General features: G+C 38.6%; 17 protein-coding genes and 1 riboswitch. Of the genes, 5 read left to right on the top strand and 12 right to left on the bottom strand.

From position 1 onward, the window contains the following. Positions 1-5 precede the first annotated feature (5 nt). Entirely contained in the window at positions 6-1,265 is a 1,260-nt protein-coding gene (locus AAJG31_RS00490) for a UV damage repair protein UvrX (protein WP_112118455.1), read from the bottom strand. After that, on the bottom strand, positions 1,262-1,483 hold the full coding sequence (locus tag AAJG31_RS00485) for a transcriptional regulator (protein WP_048392481.1): 222 nt from the start codon (positions 1,481-1,483) through the stop codon (positions 1,262-1,264). Before AAJG31_RS00485 ends, AAJG31_RS00490 begins: the two co-directional genes overlap by 4 nt. 204 nt (positions 1,484-1,687) lie before the next feature. On the opposite strand from AAJG31_RS00485, the gene AAJG31_RS00480 reads away from it, so the two are divergent. Then, the gene (locus AAJG31_RS00480) at positions 1,688-2,347 is read left to right on the top strand and encodes a cupin domain-containing protein (protein ID WP_279496341.1); all 660 of its coding nucleotides are present in this window, start codon (positions 1,688-1,690) and stop codon (positions 2,345-2,347) included. A 97-nt stretch (positions 2,348-2,444) separates the two neighbouring features. Then, the gene (locus AAJG31_RS00475; RefSeq protein WP_048392480.1) at positions 2,445-2,927 is read left to right on the top strand and encodes a DUF3231 family protein; all 483 of its coding nucleotides are present in this window, start codon (positions 2,445-2,447) and stop codon (positions 2,925-2,927) included. Positions 2,928-2,975: 48 nt separating this feature from the next. On the opposite strand, the gene AAJG31_RS00470 is transcribed toward AAJG31_RS00475, so the two are convergent. The 5 genes from AAJG31_RS00470 to AAJG31_RS00450 all read right to left on the bottom strand — a co-directional run bounded on the left by AAJG31_RS00470 (position 2,976) and on the right by AAJG31_RS00450 (position 9,706). After that, positions 2,976-5,582 carry a cation-translocating P-type ATPase gene (locus tag AAJG31_RS00470; protein WP_048392479.1) on the bottom strand — a complete coding sequence of 869 codons (2,607 nt, stop codon included), beginning with the start codon at positions 5,580-5,582 and terminating at the stop codon, positions 2,976-2,978. A gap of 252 nt (positions 5,583-5,834) precedes the next feature. Further along, entirely contained in the window at positions 5,835-7,025 is a 1,191-nt protein-coding gene (locus AAJG31_RS00465) for an MFS transporter (protein WP_009370354.1), read from the bottom strand. A gap of 73 nt (positions 7,026-7,098) precedes the next feature. After that, a riboswitch (purine riboswitch) is annotated at positions 7,099-7,198 on the bottom strand. Positions 7,199-7,597: 399 nt separating this feature from the next. Beyond that, complete coding sequence (gene lepB / locus AAJG31_RS00460) at positions 7,598-8,158, bottom strand: signal peptidase I (RefSeq protein ID WP_279495249.1); 561 nt, start codon at positions 8,156-8,158, stop codon at positions 7,598-7,600. Positions 8,159-8,308: 150 nt separating this feature from the next. Further along, positions 8,309-8,419: a hypothetical protein gene (locus AAJG31_RS00455; RefSeq protein WP_004230560.1), complete on the bottom strand. Its 111-nt coding sequence runs from the start codon at positions 8,417-8,419 to the stop codon at positions 8,309-8,311. A gap of 351 nt (positions 8,420-8,770) precedes the next feature. Next, the gene (locus AAJG31_RS00450) at positions 8,771-9,706 is read right to left on the bottom strand and encodes an LCP family protein (RefSeq protein ID WP_048392475.1); all 936 of its coding nucleotides are present in this window, start codon (positions 9,704-9,706) and stop codon (positions 8,771-8,773) included. Between the two features lie 292 nt (positions 9,707-9,998). Here AAJG31_RS00450 and AAJG31_RS00445 point away from each other — a divergent pair, with 292 nt between their 5' ends. Both AAJG31_RS00445 and AAJG31_RS00440 read left to right on the top strand, forming a co-directional pair. Next, complete coding sequence (locus tag AAJG31_RS00445; RefSeq protein WP_279495252.1) at positions 9,999-11,087, top strand: Xaa-Pro peptidase family protein; 1,089 nt, start codon at positions 9,999-10,001, stop codon at positions 11,085-11,087. Between the two features lie 13 nt (positions 11,088-11,100). Then, on the top strand, positions 11,101-12,300 hold the full coding sequence (locus tag AAJG31_RS00440; protein WP_048392473.1) for an aminotransferase class V-fold PLP-dependent enzyme: 1,200 nt from the start codon (positions 11,101-11,103) through the stop codon (positions 12,298-12,300). Positions 12,301-12,327: 27 nt separating this feature from the next. Here the strand turns inward: AAJG31_RS00440 and AAJG31_RS00435 are convergent, their stop codons facing one another. From AAJG31_RS00435 to AAJG31_RS00415, 5 genes are all read right to left on the bottom strand, one after another. After that, a complete protein-coding gene (locus AAJG31_RS00435; protein WP_036077236.1) occupies positions 12,328-13,101 on the bottom strand; it encodes an IclR family transcriptional regulator in 774 nt (257 codons plus the stop codon). Between the two features lie 396 nt (positions 13,102-13,497). Then, entirely contained in the window at positions 13,498-13,893 is a 396-nt protein-coding gene (locus tag AAJG31_RS00430; protein WP_175400760.1) for a MarR family transcriptional regulator, read from the bottom strand. A gap of 58 nt (positions 13,894-13,951) precedes the next feature. After that, positions 13,952-14,707 carry an SDR family oxidoreductase gene (locus AAJG31_RS00425; RefSeq protein WP_036077242.1) on the bottom strand — a complete coding sequence of 252 codons (756 nt, stop codon included), beginning with the start codon at positions 14,705-14,707 and terminating at the stop codon, positions 13,952-13,954. A gap of 174 nt (positions 14,708-14,881) precedes the next feature. Next, entirely contained in the window at positions 14,882-15,883 is a 1,002-nt protein-coding gene (locus AAJG31_RS00420; protein ID WP_279495256.1) for an anti sigma factor C-terminal domain-containing protein, read from the bottom strand. Then, positions 15,876-16,379: an RNA polymerase sigma factor gene (locus AAJG31_RS00415; RefSeq protein ID WP_279495258.1), complete on the bottom strand. Its 504-nt coding sequence runs from the start codon at positions 16,377-16,379 to the stop codon at positions 15,876-15,878. Before AAJG31_RS00415 ends, AAJG31_RS00420 begins: the two co-directional genes overlap by 8 nt. 195 nt (positions 16,380-16,574) lie before the next feature. Between AAJG31_RS00415 and AAJG31_RS00410 the strand changes: the two genes are divergently transcribed. Further along, on the top strand, positions 16,575-16,943 hold the full coding sequence (locus AAJG31_RS00410; RefSeq protein WP_048392470.1) for a hypothetical protein: 369 nt from the start codon (positions 16,575-16,577) through the stop codon (positions 16,941-16,943). Positions 16,944-16,963 lie beyond the last annotated feature (20 nt).

The raw sequence follows: 16,963 nt of genomic DNA, 5'->3' as shown, positions 1-16,963 counted from the left end.
ACTCCTTATGCTAAATGCCCGCCCACTAAGCGATTCCGTGAAATAGCTGTACCAGCGCTGGTATAGGAGGCTGCGCGTAATAAGGCCACCACTCCATATTTTCTACGAATCGCATCCATGACATGACCAATGACCTGTCGCTGGTCCTTACGCTCATCAAATAAATCAAGCTGAATGCTACGCTCTGGCTCTAAGTTTGTCAGTCTAACAGATAATTGACGCGCTGGCTCACCCGCAAAATGCTCATCTAGTAAGTCCAGACAAGTCTGATACATAACAAGGGTCTCATTGGTTGGACTTTCGATGGTTCTTGAGCGATGGAACCCCTTCGTCATCGCATTGCGACTGTAAGAGAGCCCCAAGCTAACAGTCCGCCCGACATAGCCTGCTTCCCGTGTACGTCGCATCACATCCTCACACATTTCTAGGAGTACAACTGCAATATCCTTTCGTGTGTGATAATCCTTCATGAGCATTTGGCCCTTCCCAAAGCTTAATGCCGCATTGTTCACCAATGGCTCACCTAATGTGGAGAGATCAATGCCCCATGCATGGTAATAGTATTGATTACCCATAATACCAAAGCGCTTTTCTAATTCGGCTAAATCGGCATGGGCTAATCCACCGACTGTTTGAATGCCCATCGCATTTAAATTGGCTGCCATCTGTTTCCCAATCCCCCACATATCAGATAAAGGACGCACTGGCCAAAGCTTTGTTGGGACATCGGCATAGGTCCATTTGGCAAAGCCTGTTTTTTTTGCCTCTAAATCTAATGCTAATTTAGCCATCAACATGTTTGGTCCCATGCCAATGGCGGACGGAATGCGAAACTTTTCATAGATGTCTTCCTGAATCAATTTGGCTACCTGTTCAGGCGAACCCCAAAGTTGCTCCGTACCTGTTAGATCTATAAAGCTTTCATCCACACTATAAACATGGATCGCCTCTGGAGGGACATATTGTGCAATCAGACGCGTAATGGCCATGGACATCTCTAGAAAAAAGGACATTTTTGGTTCAAACAACTTAATATCTGGATGTTTGGGAATTTCATAACGCCGATTCCCTGTTTTAATGTTAAATTTTTCTTTCATCACTGGTGATGCAGCCAGCACAATACTACCAGGTTGTTCAAAATTACCGATGATAGCAATTGGATCTGTCAGCACATCTAGCCCTTCTAGCATGGCAATACAGCTTGCATAAAAGCACTTCATATCAATACAAAAAATATCTTTCTGTGGGAAGTCGTTGTAATTCATATCACCTCAGACTCCCGTTGGAGAATGGGCAGAAGTGCTAGAACATTGTTAATATGAAACGTACGCTTCGCTAGCCTTGTAAAACAAAAGGCGGTAAAGGAATCACCTTTAATGTGGATGATTTTCACGCGCCTTTTCGTAATGGCACCTGATTTCGCTATATACATCATGTGAACGATTTGGTGACGATGCATGGCTTTTATCAACTGTTCTTTCATGTTGAATGCTCCTTTACTGACTCTGTTTGCGTTCATGTTGAACAGAGTTTTTGATAACTAAGAACAAACGTTTGTGTTTTTATTATACGCACGTATGTTCTGAAATAGAAGTGGTAATTTTAGCTAATTTTTTATCCAGATAGAGGCTGACTGTAGCTAGGCATTTGTGTAAGTCTAGAAGTACCTAAAACATAATCTATGATGATGAATAGCTCAAATATCGATTATAGCTCCCCTTCTGCAGCGTTCACTTTTGATGTCAATAAAAGTACGCTTTTTAAAAAAGACTCCCGAAATTACATTAATATTCTCGGTGTGGAACAATTAAATACATTAGAAAATACATCTTTGCTTGATATTTTTTTAAGTAAAGACAATGTCATCGAGCCACATTACCATCAAAATGCTGCAGAGCTTGTCTATTGTATTGCAGGAGCAGCAACGGTTTCTATATTGAATCCCTTTACCAAGAAAATTCAAAACTATCCTATCAAGCCTGGGCAGGTTGCGAATGTACCACAGGGCTGGTGGCATTATGAAGTAGCCACAGAAGATGACACGCATCTACTTGCTATTTTTGATGCGCCAACGCCAGAGGTCATTTTAGGCTCTGATATCTTAAAATTCACACCAGCCAATATTATGGCCCATACGTATTGTTTAGATGAAGAACAATGGAAGAAAACGATTGCACCGATTGTTCCTACGACTTATATCGGACCAGCAAAAGGCTGCAATCGTGTCCAATCAGCAACCGATCAAGCCCCTTATAAACCAACCATGCCACAGCAATATATGAAACCATGTCCATACCCTTATCCCTATCGTTACCCTCCTATGTACCCTTATGGCACCTACTATTAGCGACCTCTTATACATTTTTTATTGTAAAAGATGAATAGAATGTCATTTACTGCTACATCCTAATCTTAAATCAACCTAAGAGTTAGGAAGTGTCAGGATGACAATGATAAATGAAAATCTAGCATCGCTACGATTTAAGGAGGTTTTCAAGCTTTGGTCACAGCTTGGGATCAATCAAGGCTATATTGCTTCCAGTCATGCTTTTTTTAAGCATACGCGTGATAAAAACTTAAAAATCCTTACATTGGAATTTATTCAATGTTTAAAAGAGGAAAATAAACAGCTAACACTGCTATTAAAGGAAAACGGTGTGCTGGCACCAACAGCATCGATAGAATACAGTAAAATGAAAATAACGGATATTCGTGGGAAATCTTTCATTAATGATGGCGAAATAAGTGCTATTTTATCGATGAATATTGCCTCTTCTTTGATTGCCGTAAGCCAAGCTTTAGAGCTGGCAGTAAAGAAAACACATCTAACCAAATATAGTGAACTCCATATGCGTTATGCGCTACTTGGAGCGAGATTGATTGACCTAAGTAAGAGTAAAGGCTGGTTATTAGCCTCTACACACTAAAAAGAAGCCTCCGTTTTAATAACTAACGGAAGCTTCTTTTTTTAATCTTTATCGATTTCTCACGAACAGTAGCTTATACCATTGATTGACTAGGAATGGTAACACCGATAGGCTATAAATAAAGCCTAGCTGTGCAGGTGTTAATGGAGCTACCTCAAAGACCGTTGTAAGCATCGGCATAAATAAGACCATGTGTAAACTTAGCACACCAATGATAAAGGCGAACCACGTATATTTATTCGAAAATACACCAATCGCAAAGATGGATTGTTTGGATCGAGAATTAAAGCCATGCACTAACCTTGACAGGCATAGTGTTGTAAAGGCCATCGTGCTTGCTGTTAACGTATCGCCTGTCGATAAACCGATTTGAAACGCAATAATGGTGGAGATGGCGATTAATATCCCTTCAAGCACAACTTGTGTGGTAAATTTTTTATTTAATAAAGGAGTATGAATGTTTCTAGGCTTGTCCTTCATTGTTTTCTTATTATTTGGCTCTAAACCGATGGCAATAGCAGGCAGACTATCTGTTAATAAGTTGATGAATAGAAGATGGACAGGTGCAAAAGGAACAGGTAAGCCCAGAACCGTTGCATATAACACGACAAAAATAGCGCCTGCATTTCCAGATAATAAGAACAGAATGGCATTTTTAATATTTGTATAGATGCTACGGCCATTGGCGATTGCTTTAACAATTGTTGAAAAATTGTCATCCGTTAAAATCATGGATGAGGCATCTTTTGCAACCTCTGTGCCTGTTACGCCCATAGCCACCCCAATATCTGCTTGCTTCAAAGCAGGTCCATCATTGACACCGTCTCCTGTCATGGCCACCACATGTCCTTTATCCTGCCATGCTTTAACAATTCGAATTTTTTGGGCTGGTGTCACACGGGCATAAACAGAATAATCCTGTACTTTCTCTTGCAGCTCTTGATCAGTTAAGCCTTCGAGTGCATGTCCCTCTATAGCTTCAGCTGGATTTTGCAAAATACCAATTTGTTCGGCAATCGCGGTTGCTGTAATTTTATGGTCTCCTGTAATCATGACGGGTTTAATACCTGCCTTTATACAGCTTTCCACAGCCTCTTTCGACTCTTTTCTCGGAGGGTCCATCATCGCTACTAAGCCGACAAAGATTAAATCTCGTTCCGCTCGTGGATCGACTTTTTGTAGAGGCAATACCTCCTTATAAGCAATGGCTAACACCCTTAAACCATTCATAGAAAAATCACGATTCACCGCCTCGATTTTCTGGCGATGCTGCGGGGTTATCTCAAAAATACCTGTTGATGTTTTGATTCGTGTCACTTTTGGTAAGAGTACATCCAGAGCCCCTTTGGTAATCATGATGGGCTGCTTGTCCATCTGATTGACAGTGCTCATAAGCTTCCTCGTCGAATCAAATGGAATTTCAGCCAATCGTGGATATTGCTCACGTATCTTCAATTCATCTAACCCATACTGTTTCCCCAATTTCACGAGCGCAATTTCTGTAGGATCACCAATTTCTTTGTGGTCACGCTCGACAGCGTCACTACATAAAAGCGCTTTTACCATTAGTTCTTTTTCCACTGGATTTATTGGATTGAGCCAATCATGAGGAATTTTCTTCTGGTCCACAAAAACTTCCTGTACCACCATTTTATTTTCTGTTAAAGTACCTGTTTTATCAGAACAGATGACCGATACACTCCCCAAGCTTTCCACAGCATAAAGCTTGCGGATGATCGCATTTTCCTTTGCCATCTTTTGGGTGCCAAAAGCTAATACGATGGTCACGATAGAACTTAAAGCCTCAGGGATAGCCGCCACAGCAAGAGATACAGCAAACATAAAGGATTCTACTAAGGCTCGTCCTCGGATAAGATCAATCGTAAAGATTGCTAAACAAATCAGCGTAATCCCTAAGGCTAATTTTTCACCGAATTGATCGAGACTAATTTGTAATGGCGTTTTCTTTTCCTTTGCTGTATCGAGTAAATTCGCAATTTTTCCGATTTCCGTCTGCATCCCAATTGCCGTAACCATCACGATGCCACGTCCATTGGTCACAAAGCTTCCTGAGTACACCATATTTTTCTTATCCGCAATGGTGATATTCTGCTTCCGAATGGGGTCTGTACTTTTTGCCACAGCAATTGATTCGCCTGTAAGAGAGCTTTCGTTGATGTGTAAATTATGGCTTTCTAGTAGTCTTCCATCCGCATTAATATAATCTCCCGCCTCCAACATCAGAAGGTCCCCTACTACAATTTCTTCAGAAGGAATTTCTACTAGTTGATTATGACGCATGACCTTGGCAATGGGAGAGGTCAATGCTTTTAGATTATCTAATGATTGTTCAGCCTTCACATGCTGCACTGTACCTAAAATGGCATTTAAAATAACCACGATCATGATCACAATGGTGCTTTCTACTTCTCCTAGTAGAAAGGAAACGAAGGCAGCAACGAGTAAAATGATGACCAATAAATCTTTGAATTGGCCCATAAAAACAGCCAACGTACTTGTCTTTTTCCCTTCCTCTAATACATTATAGCCATAGACCTGTTGCCTCTTTTGGACGTCATCATCAGTCAAACCTTGCGTGGTGACGTTCAATATCTTCATGACTTCAGCAGTTGATTGTTGATGATATTCAGTCATTGAGTTCTCCTTCCATTTACAAGATTTGAAAGCCTCCTACTATTTTTCTTAAAAATAATATTCGTTCTTAAAATCTCAAACTTCTCAAATCTGTAAATTCATTAACTACAACAATCTATTCCATAGGTAATTAGAGTATGCTAAGAAACCATAGAGAATTTAATTTTGGGAAGTGTACGAAAATAGATTCATCAAACCAATTAAAAAGGTATTGGGATGGCTTTCCCAATACCTTTCAGGGCTATCGTTCGATTATGAATGATGATGTGCTGACTGATAATCTACGTGCTGCTCCTGTCCAAGAGGTGCCCTTTTAATAGAAAAGATCGCGCAGCCTAATGCACAAAGAACTAGAATCGTACCAAAGCTAGCTAGGTGCATAACGGACCCTGTCCAAGCAAACATTGCGCCACCAACTGCTGATCCGATAGAAATACCAATTTGCAGGGCAGCTGTATTTAAGCTTTGCTGAATATCCGATGATTGAGGATCCGCCTGAATTAAGTAATTTTGTAATGGCGGTGTCAGTGCCCAGCTCAACGCACCCCATAAAACCGTAAATACTAAAAACAGTGGAAGGGCAATAATTGTATAAGGAATACTAAATAAGACAATGGCAAAGGCTGAGACAATTAAAATAATGGCTTTACTTGTGCCAATTTTATCACTCACCCATCCACCTACAGCATTTCCACTAACAGAGGCAATACCAAAGATTAAGTAACAAATACTAATCCATGAAGCATTCATATCAAATGCCTCTACTAAAAATGGTGTTAAATAGGCGTAGAGCATGTAATGGCCCGCTAGCATAAATAAGGTAGTTAACTGTGCTGTCAGGATTTTTAAATTCGCCAGCGATTTAATTTGCGCCTTGAGTGGCACTACTTCTCCAATTGGCATTTTTTCAAGTAATAAAGCAATTAATATCATTGAAATCGTTGATAGGATACTAATACCTAAAAATACAGCTCGCCAGCCAAACGCTTCTGTAATAAAAATACCCATTGGCACACCGATCACCAGCGCAGAACTTACCCCCATAAAAACAAGCCCCAGTGCTTTAGCACGATGGCGAGGCTCTACGATTTTAGTTGTAATCGTTAATGATAAAACAATCACTAACGCTGTACTCATAGCTGTGAAAATACGTGCGATTAGCACAATGATAAACGTTGTACTAAAGAAGGTCATTAGATTTCCTAACGTAAAAATAAATAAAGAAATAAGGAATAAGCGCTTGCGTTCCACCTTGGCTGTCAAGGATAGTAGGACAGGCGCAGAAATTGCATAAACAAGTGCAAAAATAGTAATTAATTGCCCCGCTGTCGCTAAAGACACATCTAAATCCTCTGCAATATTTGGCAGGATTCCACCAACAATTAATTCAACTAACCCTACTGCAAAGGTAGTCACAGCAAGAATATAAACTCTCCAATTCATCGTAATCTCCCCTTCGATACCGTTCATTTTTGTAGGAGATTGTTTTAAAACAAACTAAAAAAATCCTGACTACAAAAATGAAGCAAAGTTTTGTAGTCAGGATTTTATGGTTCCTGGTAGAGACCCTCAATCCATATTATTGAGGTTATACAGATCAAATATTTACTTTAGCTATAGTAGCACATCAAAATTTCATTGACAATAGCTTTTTTCATAGAATTCATTGCCTCTAAAAATCTTTTTGGCAAGAGAAAATTTCGATTTTCTGCTTATATTTCGACGAATTTGACCATATATATAAACATACAATAACTATTTTACGAGGTGATTGTTTGCGTATAGTAGGATTTGTCTGCTATTTTTTAATACTATTTTATGGCGTTGAATTAGTAGAAGAAGCGTTCACAAATGAAGAACCAGCAATGCAATCTCCCATGAAAAGTAAGCCATCGCCCATCAAGGAAACCGTTGAAAATTCAAGGATTTGTGTCTATTATCCCACTTATAAAAGCTGTACCGATTTACCCCAACAATAAAAAAGAGGCTACTCAATGGAGTGACCTCTTTTTTCATCATTTTGAGCCAATATGAAAATGACTAAATGGATATAGTATTAATTTCGAATCACCATATACAGCATCCTCTGAAATTAAACCATAATGGCGACTGTCACTACTTTTTAGGCGATTGTCACCAAGCACAAAATACATGCCCTCTGGCACTTCTTTTTCATTCACTAATTGTTCCAATGTAAAGTTTTCCGTAATGCGTAATTGATTAGGATCATCCGTTTGACGGTTCACATAATCTTCTTTATATGCTTTGCCATTGACGTACAATACATCATCTTTCATTTCCACTTTATCCCCTGGAAGACCGATAACACGTTTAATATATAACTCATCTTCGACAGGAGATTGGAAAACAATTTGATCAAAACGCTCAATTTTACTTGTTTTGCTTACAATAATAATATCCTTATCGTGATAAGTTGGATACATAGATGCTCCCTGTACTTTAATCGGCGCAAATAAGAATTGCTTACAGCCAAAAACAACAACAGCTGTAATGACAATAATTTTGATGTAGGATAATATTTCTTTTTTAAGATTGGATGTTTTTTCCGCTTGCATGCTCATTCCCCGATACTGTTTTTTTAATAGTATAACATTTTCTCACTATATATTGACGAATGAATCACACAAATTGTTTCCTATTCATAGAAAAATAGACAAGGCTACAAAGTAACATTGTCTAGAAATTGATATTTTACTGTTTCAACGTTATGAATGGTTAGTTTGTGTAGCAGAGTGATGCTGCTCGTTTAATAAATCTACTGCTAATACGATACCCACTGGTAATGCAAATGCTAATAAAATTGTGCCTACAATCATCACAATCACTCCTTTAACCATTTCTAATGTCAGTATACACTTAATTTTCTGATATTTCAAGAAATATCGAAAAATGATGAATAACAGCAAAAAAATCATTCAACTAGGCATGCACCCTACCTGAATGATTTTTTATCCCTTACATAAATAATTTTAAACATAATACTTGTAGGCCTCTAATTGCTGATTGGACTGGATTTTTTCGCACTTTACGTTTAGGTACATAGCTTTGCATGCAATGATTCAGCGCTGTATACCTCAGCACCTGGGTCCTCCCATTCATTCATCTCCCTCCCTTCGTGGCCAAAAAGTTTACAACTAGTATGCGACATTTGTAAGCAACTTGCTTACTTACTTTTTTAAATGGTTTTGTAAATCTGTTTGTATTTTTTGAAGCTCTGCCTCATTCGGAATATAGTACCAAATGCGGTTAATCCTTTCACCGTCTCCCTGTTCGAACGATAACTGCTCTATATCCTTATCCATTTTTTTATAAATACTTTGCAGCTGAATAAGATCCTTCACCGAAAAGTTCATGCGAACATTGTCGCCTAGTACATTCAACATATCAGTTGCTTTTAATAATGTTGATGGTGTGGAGGCTTTTTTCATCACCGCTTCAATGATTTGACGTTGTCGAATTTGGCGTCCAAAATCACCTCGAGGATCTTCATAACGAATACGAGAAAAAATAAGGGCCTCATTACCATCTAATGTGATTTCTCCCTTTGGATAATGGTATTCGTCAAAGGTTAAATCCATATCATTATCGATTGTTACGCCACCCAGCGTGTCAATAATTTGTAAAAAGCCCTCCATATTAATAAATACATAATAATCGATGGGTATATCTAAAAAATTTTCGACCGTATCCACAGCCATAGGGACGCCTCCAAAGGCATAGGCATGATTAATCTTATCTACCGTATCATGACCAACGATTTCTGTTCGAGTATCACGGGGTATACTAAGCATTTTCATCGTCTGCTTTTCAGGATTTACAGTGATTACAATCATGGTATCGGAACGTCCACTATCATCTTTACGTTCATCGACCCCAAGCATTAGAACCGAAAAGGGATCTTTTTTAATCACTGTTTTTTCTTCTGGTTGTGCTGCATCTGTTGTTTGAATAAGTGGTGTATTTATTTTATTCATAGTTTTTTGGATGGTAAAGTAGGCAGTACCTATAAAAATTAAAAAAATTGCTAATAGGCTACCAACAATCCACAGCCATAATTTTTTCTTGCTCTTTTTCTCTTTTGAGCGTTTCATGTTTTTTTCCATACATAAGTCCTTTCTTGCTTAACAATTTTGCCCCTCTTTTTGACGTATTAAGTTGGAAAAAAGTTTATCTAGTCTACTTATATGCATAATGAACGAAAAAAAGACGTACACTAGTATTTACTAAATTTACAACATACTATTCCCTCATTTGTCAATTATCTTCCTTTTACATTCATTCCCCTCTATCAAAATGGTGCTATCTTAATTTATTGAAAATTCATTATTGTTGATATATACTATTTTTCAGATACAACGTCTCTATAATAGAAACGTTTTTAGGAGGAATCACTCAATGTTTCAAAAAAGAAGAGAGCAGCTCGTTTCCCGTATGCAGCAACAGTCAATTGATGTAGCAGTGCTAGTGCCAGGGTCAAACATGTATTATTTTACAGGTCTTCAGTTAAAGCAAAGTGAACGCCTAACAGTAGTCGCTATTACTGCTCATCATCAATTATACTTTCTCGTTCCACAAGTAGAATTAACAAAAGTTGACTTGGGTAATGGAGGGACAATCTTATCCTATTCGGATGAGGAAGGACCGTCACAGGCCATCCAGCAACTAAAAAAAGAGCTAGGAACAGCGCAGACACTTGCCGTTGAGTTTGACACCATGCGCGTGAAGGAACAGAAAGCTATCGAAAACCTTACATATGACACTTTATGTGATATCGGTGAAACCATTCGTGATATTCGTATGGAAAAAGATGAACACGAAATAGCCCTCATGCGTCAGGCTGTACAGATTGTCGAAGAAAGTCTTGCAGCCACATTACCGATTATTCAAGCTGGTATTTCAGAGATGGAAGTCGCAGCCCAATTAGAATATGAAATGAGACGACGTGGATCAGAGGGAACACCTTTTGGAACCATTGTTGCTTCTGGTTATCGAGGTGCACTTCCTCATGGTAGAGCGAGCACAAAGAAAATAGAGACAGGTGAATTAATCGTCATAGATTTTGGCGCGATTTATAAGGGCTATGTGGCGGATATGACTAGAACAGTTGCTTTAGGAGAAGTTTCTCCAACGCTCAAAACAATTTATAGCATTGTGAAGCAAGCAAATGAAACAGCCATAGCAGCCATAAAACCAGGTATGACAGCTCATGCCATTGATGATCTGGCAAGAGACATTATTCGCGATGCTGGCTATGGCAATACTTTCACACACCGACTTGGCCACGGCATTGGTTTAAGTGCACATGAAGAGCCTTATATGATGCAGCGTAATCAGCTAGTGTTAAAGCCAGGCATGGCCTTTACCGTGGAGCCAGGTATCTATGTGCAGGATGTTGGTGGTGTTCGTATCGAGGATAATTTAATTGTTACAGAAGATGGTTACGAAAATTTAATGACCTATTCGAAAGAATTAATCATTTTATAAGGTTGGTGTGTACATGATCGACATGAGGAAAATACAACAGGATATGCCGCTACTTGAACACTATATTTATCTAAACACAGCTGCTGCATCTGCCATGCCACAGCCAGTAGTGGATGAAATGACTAGCTATCTCCAAAAACAAGCAAGTATTGGTCCCTACTTGCCCTCTTTTCGTCAAGAAACGTATGCGCAAGTAGAGCGTATTCGAGAAAAAGCAGCATTGTTCATCGGCGCAACAAAAGAGGAAATTGCCTTTGTGCCAAACGGTTCAGTGGCGATTAATTATGTCGCAGGGGGCTTGCAATGGAAACAGGGAGATGAGGTCATAGTGCTCGACACAGAAATGTTGAGTAACTATGTGCCTTGGCTTGCCCTTCAGCAGCAAGGGGTTCAGCTGAAGGTGTTAAAAACCAATGATGAATATATGGTAGATTTATATGCACTTGAGCAACTCATCACACCACAAACAAAATTGATTGCCTTTGCCCATATGTCCAATGCTGCTGGGGCACTCCAGCCTGCCAAAGAAATATGTCAGCTCGCCCAGCAACACCATGTACTAACATTGATGAATGCCAATCAAACACTTGGTTTAACACCAATGAATGTTGCAGAGCTTGGCTGTGACTTTCTAGTTGCATGTGGACGAAAATGGCTACGCGGCCCTGAAGGATCAGGTATTTTATACGTACGAGAAGCACTCATTCCAACATTGACACCTATTATGATTGGCTGGGGCAGCACCCAGTGGGATTATCAAAACAATGCCTATTCTTTTGTAGAAACAGCTAAACGTTTTGAGCCAGGTTGTCCGATCATTCCAAGTATTTTCGGCTTAGGGGCAGCTATTGATTATGCGAACAATATCGGTATCCACCACATATATGATCGTGTAAAGCAGCTAACAAACTATTTAATTGAACAGCTTGCAACCATTCCAGGCATTGTCTTATATGGTCCTCAAAATAGTGCTCATCGATTATCGATTACGCCGTTTAACATTGAAGGGCTGTCACCAGATGAGCTAACCAATGCTTTAGCAGAGCATGGGGTCATCATTGAAGCTGGCACATTTATGGCAAATACCATTATGGAACGCAATCAAATTTCTAAAATGGCCCGTTTTTCACCACACTATTTTAATACGTTTGAAGAAATTGACAAGGCCGTATCCATCATGAAAAAAATCCAAGCAAAGGCTCAAGATAGTTAATGTCTATCTTGAGCCTCTTTTTCATGCTTATTCATGATATAATTTAAAGCTGTATTGATCGAAATACCGTTGAATATTCATCGCTCCATATTGAAGAACATTGACCATATCAGGTAACTTCTCCTCTGTTGGCTTACGATAAATAGGGCCAGCAATTGTTAAAGAGGCAATGACTTCTTTTTTACTATTAAAAAGAGGTACACCTAGCCCAAATACTGAATGAGAGTACTCTCCTGTTGAAAAGCACCAGCCTTGCTGTTGTATTTTTTCTAAATCGGCTAACATTTCATCAGGGTCAGTAATGGTTTCAGGAGTTAATCTTTTCATCCCATGCTCCATGATCTCCTTTTTTCTCTCTTCAGGTAGATAAGCCATGATGACTTTACAAGATGCCCCGATATGTAGTGGTGTCCGCGTGCCAATCGACACTGAAAACTTAATGGTTTGAGAGCTCTCAGCTATTTCTACTGTGACACCATCTGTTCCATCCAGCCATGTTAAAAATACGGATTCTTTGATGGTATCTGCAAGGTTGATCATAATTGGTAAAACAAAGTCAGAAAGATTTAATTTATCTTTAACCATCTGGCCATATTCTAGAAAGCGAAGCCCTAATTCATATTTTTTTGTCTCAGGATTTTGAATAAGAAAGCCTTGTTTTTCGAAGGTTGCTAAAATCCGATAAATAATGGAGTGACTAATATCCATCTCTTTTGCTAGCTCACGAACACCCCATGTAGGATTTTCCTTATTAAAATATTTCAGTACCTCCAATGAGTTATCTAATGTTTTTAATGTCATTTCACACCTCAAATGTCTCTATAATAGAACCGTATTTTGATTATAAAATGAAGACGGACAATTTTCAATAAATTCAACTATTTTACAATTAGATTTTAAATGAACTATTTCATTTCAAGCAGTTCATATGGACATTCGGATTGTGCTGAGCATGGCTATCACGCAAAAAAAGAAGGCTATCCGCCAGAATCCTCTTTCTATCCGTCACATTTTGAGTTTTATCCGCCAGTTTGGACATTCTATCCACTTAGAGCCATTCTATCACGTAAAAAAGGAAAGCTATCCGCCAGAATCCTCTTTTTATCCGTCACATTTTGAGTTTTATCCGCCAGTTATCCGCCTAAACAATGAAAAATCAACCCACCTCTTAAAAGGTAGGTTGATTTTTTTACATGGTTATTTCTGCTGGATACCCTGTACTAATTTTTCTTGAATCCGCAAGTATTGGGCAATTTCCTCATCATCTAATACTTCAAAAAGCTGTACAAAGACCTCTTTTCCGATAGATTGAGCCTTTGCTAAAGCACTTTGACCCTCATCTGTAATTTGTAAGCGAATGGTGCGGCGGTCGGATGGATCATATAGTCTTTCTGCTAATCCAAGCTTGACCAGCTTTTCAGCAATGCTCGTCATAGCACCTTTTGTATAGCCGATTGTCTCAGCTAATTCGGCTTGTTTTTGAGGGCCTTTGACATGTAGCTCATTTAAAACTAAAATTGGTGAAATTCCTAAAGGATATGGGAACGCTTTTGTAAAACGTATAATATTCGCATTGTTCACCTGTTCAATCATATGAATCAGTTTAAAAATATTTGTCTGTTTCAAAAAAATCCTCCTCAAACGCTGAGAATTAATGAAGCATTAGTGAGCCTCCATCCACCATAATCGTTTGACCTGTAATGTATTGAGAATCGTCAGAAGCTAAGAAAACAGCTACTCGACCAATATCTTGCTCAATATCACCAAAACGGCCTAACGGGATTTTACTTCTCACCGCTTCATAATACTCTGGCTGTGCTTTTGCCCATGCTTGTACACCTGGTGAATCAGCAAGCGGACTAATGATATTGACATTAATACCAAAACGTCCCCATTCATTTGCGGCAACACGGGAAATACCACGAATGGCTTCCTTGGCAGCGGCATAAGCAGCCTGTGTTTCATGACCTTGAATGCCTGCTCCAGATGCAAAGTTAATAATATTACCCTTAGTTTCTTTTAAATGCGGTAGGGCTGCTTGCATTAAATAGAAGGTTGGATAAAAACCTGTTCCAAATGACAAATCAAGATCTGCTTGTGTAGTTTCTTCTATTGTAACTTGTTTAGCAGCATGAGCGTTATTAACTAGCACATCTAGTTTACCGTATTTTTCTACGACTGTATCAATAATTTTTGGTAATTGGTCGCGTTCCATTAGATTAGCCTGTAAAAACATAGACTTCGGAGACATTTCTTGTAATTCTTTTGCCATTGCCTCGCCTGCTTCTGCATTTAAGTCAACAATTGTAACAATCGCCCCTTCCTTTACCATAGCTTTTGCCATTCCACTACCAATACCACCTGCACCACCAGTAATGATGACCACTTTGTTTTGTAGTTTACCCATTGCAACAACATCTCCTTCTTGTTTATCTGTTAATAGTTTAACATTAAACTATTTAATTTTAAACTAAATTGTTTCAGATAAAAAAGCCTATTCTGGAGAAGGGTTCATCCAAAATAAGCTTTTTCTAAAATTGATCTTTCCTACATGATTGTGCCGATTCTCTTTTCCAGCGCTCTATTTCTGATTTGATATTACCCCAAATATAGACCCTTTAATGTAGGTTTGTCCTTGTAAAGACTGCAATTGCTCTGGAGTACCAGTTACTACAGCCCCACTTATTTTCACATCACTTTTCTCCAGGGTGCCATTTCCCCCTACTAAAGCTTGATAAACCTGGTTTGTTTCCCACTCAAAGTTCTTGCTTTTACGCAGAAGCTCAATGTTTCGAATAAAGGTCGCAACCTCATCGATTGAAGAGCGTCGAGGTTTTGGTTTGGATTGCTCTGATTGAAAGCCATAAATGTATGGATCATTGGCTGAAATAGTATTCTGTCCTTGCTTAAAAAAATCTAGTGTATCATCTGTATAGGCATCCACCCACCACCAATCTACTTGTACTTCAGAAGGTAGCTTGCTTTTAATTTCACCAAAATCATAGGCATCATCAAAAGAAATAGCTATTTCTACTAAAGTATTTTTCTCCAATTGATGCAGTTCACTAATATTATCTTGATAATGGTCGTAGGAAATCCTTGGATGATAAAAAAACATTTCTCGGTCACCTGTGTAGTCATTAAACCGTTCGAATTGAGATGTTTCCGCCAGTGATTCTGAACCTTCTATTTGGATGGGGCTAGAAATGGCCGTTCGTGTAAGCGTTCCAAATAAATTATAATCGCTTTTGATAGGCTGCCAAATATATGGCCGATGCTGATCTCCAAGCACCTTATAGGTTGTTGTTGTTATTTTCCCTCCCAGCAAATGATCGTCATAAACCTGATTACTAATTTGGACATTGGGCGCACTTATTTCGTTAAATAAATGAATATCATCCATTACTTTTTGCGCACTATTTAACGATAAAGCCCTCAGCCCATACCATAATGCTATTAGCACAATTGGGGTAACGACCAATGTAATCCCAATCATTTTGACTGTTGACCAAAACCTTGCCTTTCTCATTATTTTTTTCGTTTGTCTATCATCAAACAAAAATTCATTTTCTTCTTTATTCATCATGAGCATCCTCCTTAAATCGTTCAGTAAATTCTTCCCTAGCACGTCTGACATGCGTTTTTAGTGTGTTTTCATTCTTATTCATCAAGGCTGAAATTTCCTTATACGATAATCCCAGCTCATATTTCAGGATTAATAATTCCTGATGCAAAATGGATAGCGTTTCCAGTGTGTTCTGTATGTCCTTTAATTTTTCTTTCTTTAGCATCTGGATCTCAGGAATGTGAATCAATGAAGTCAATTGAACTTCCTCTAATTCTGTTGTTGGATGACGTTTTTCTTTTCTCTTGAGATCATAAAATTGATTGGTTGCTACACGATATAACCAACTCATTACTTTGTCTGACTGAATTCCATTTTTATGTAATAAAAATTTATAACATGTATCTTGGACGATATCTTCTGCATCCTCATGGGCTAATCCACGTTTTCTCAAATAACGATATAGCAGCGTTCCTGCTTGCTGTAGAAACGCATTCATTGATTGCTTTACCATGTCCACCTCCCTTCTGCCTATACAACGCAGAACTCCATGAAAAGTTTACATATTACAAAAAGTTCTCATTAAATATTTTAGTTTAGTGAAAACCAACAACATTTATTTTCAAATACATACAAGCATCTTTTTAATTTGACAAGAATATACTGTAGCAGCTAGCTAAAATCACTTTCAAGAAAGGAGTTGTGGATAATGGGTGCTAAATGGATAAAGGTTTCAGTCTTTTATTTATTAATTGTTTTTGCTTTTGGCCTGTTTATGCATTATACGGTTCAACTTCAATGGAAAGCGACACATGCTCATATTGGTGTGGTAGGTTGGCTGACTACTGGATTCATTGGTTTAATTTATTCGACTTATAAAAATGCTGCGGAGACAGGTCTCGCCAAAGCACAGTTCTGGCTTTACAATCTCGGTTTACCCTTCCTTTTTGTTGGCATGATGATGGTGTATTGGGATGTACCACGCTGGTTATTTGAGCTTTTCGTGTCTGGTGGTGGAATTGCTGTAGCGCTGTCTGTCCTGTTATTCTTTATCAATGTCTTCAAATATGTAAGATAAATAGAAAAGCCCCGCTTCAC

The organism is Lysinibacillus sp. BS3, assembly GCF_039614735.1.
Taxonomy (GTDB): Bacteria; Bacillota; Bacilli; order Bacillales_A; family Planococcaceae; genus Lysinibacillus; species Lysinibacillus capsici.
Note: the sequence above shows the minus strand (reverse complement) of the source record. Positions and strands in the feature narration are given on the sequence as shown.

Excerpts from the sequence above, each read along its gene's own strand:
- AAJG31_RS00455 (WP_004230560.1), bottom strand. The coding sequence starts at position 8,419 with ATGATTGTAGGCACAATTTTATTAGCATTTGCATTACCAGTGGGTATC.
- AAJG31_RS00450 (WP_048392475.1), bottom strand. The coding sequence starts at position 9,706 with ATGGAAAAAAACATGAAACGCTCAAAAGAGAAAAAGAGCAAGAAAAAA.
- AAJG31_RS00410 (WP_048392470.1), top strand. The coding sequence starts at position 16,575 with ATGGGTGCTAAATGGATAAAGGTTTCAGTCTTTTATTTATTAATTGTT.
- AAJG31_RS00475 (WP_048392480.1), top strand. The coding sequence starts at position 2,445 with ATGACAATGATAAATGAAAATCTAGCATCGCTACGATTTAAGGAGGTT.
- lepB (WP_279495249.1), bottom strand. The coding sequence starts at position 8,158 with ATGCAAGCGGAAAAAACATCCAATCTTAAAAAAGAAATATTATCCTAC.
- AAJG31_RS00420 (WP_279495256.1), bottom strand. The coding sequence starts at position 15,883 with ATGAATAAAGAAGAAAATGAATTTTTGTTTGATGATAGACAAACGAAA.
- AAJG31_RS00470 (WP_048392479.1), bottom strand. The coding sequence starts at position 5,582 with ATGACTGAATATCATCAACAATCAACTGCTGAAGTCATGAAGATATTG.
- AAJG31_RS00430 (WP_175400760.1), bottom strand. The coding sequence starts at position 13,893 with ATGATTGAACAGGTGAACAATGCGAATATTATACGTTTTACAAAAGCG.
- AAJG31_RS00435 (WP_036077236.1), bottom strand. The coding sequence starts at position 13,101 with ATGACATTAAAAACATTAGATAACTCATTGGAGGTACTGAAATATTTT.
- AAJG31_RS00490 (WP_112118455.1), bottom strand. The coding sequence starts at position 1,265 with ATGAATTACAACGACTTCCCACAGAAAGATATTTTTTGTATTGATATG.
- AAJG31_RS00485 (WP_048392481.1), bottom strand. The coding sequence starts at position 1,483 with ATGAAAGAACAGTTGATAAAAGCCATGCATCGTCACCAAATCGTTCAC.
- AAJG31_RS00445 (WP_279495252.1), top strand. The coding sequence starts at position 9,999 with ATGTTTCAAAAAAGAAGAGAGCAGCTCGTTTCCCGTATGCAGCAACAG.
- AAJG31_RS00440 (WP_048392473.1), top strand. The coding sequence starts at position 11,101 with ATGATCGACATGAGGAAAATACAACAGGATATGCCGCTACTTGAACAC.
- AAJG31_RS00480 (WP_279496341.1), top strand. The coding sequence starts at position 1,688 with ATGAATAGCTCAAATATCGATTATAGCTCCCCTTCTGCAGCGTTCACT.
- AAJG31_RS00415 (WP_279495258.1), bottom strand. The coding sequence starts at position 16,379 with ATGGTAAAGCAATCAATGAATGCGTTTCTACAGCAAGCAGGAACGCTG.
- AAJG31_RS00465 (WP_009370354.1), bottom strand. The coding sequence starts at position 7,025 with ATGAATTGGAGAGTTTATATTCTTGCTGTGACTACCTTTGCAGTAGGG.
- AAJG31_RS00425 (WP_036077242.1), bottom strand. The coding sequence starts at position 14,707 with ATGGGTAAACTACAAAACAAAGTGGTCATCATTACTGGTGGTGCAGGT.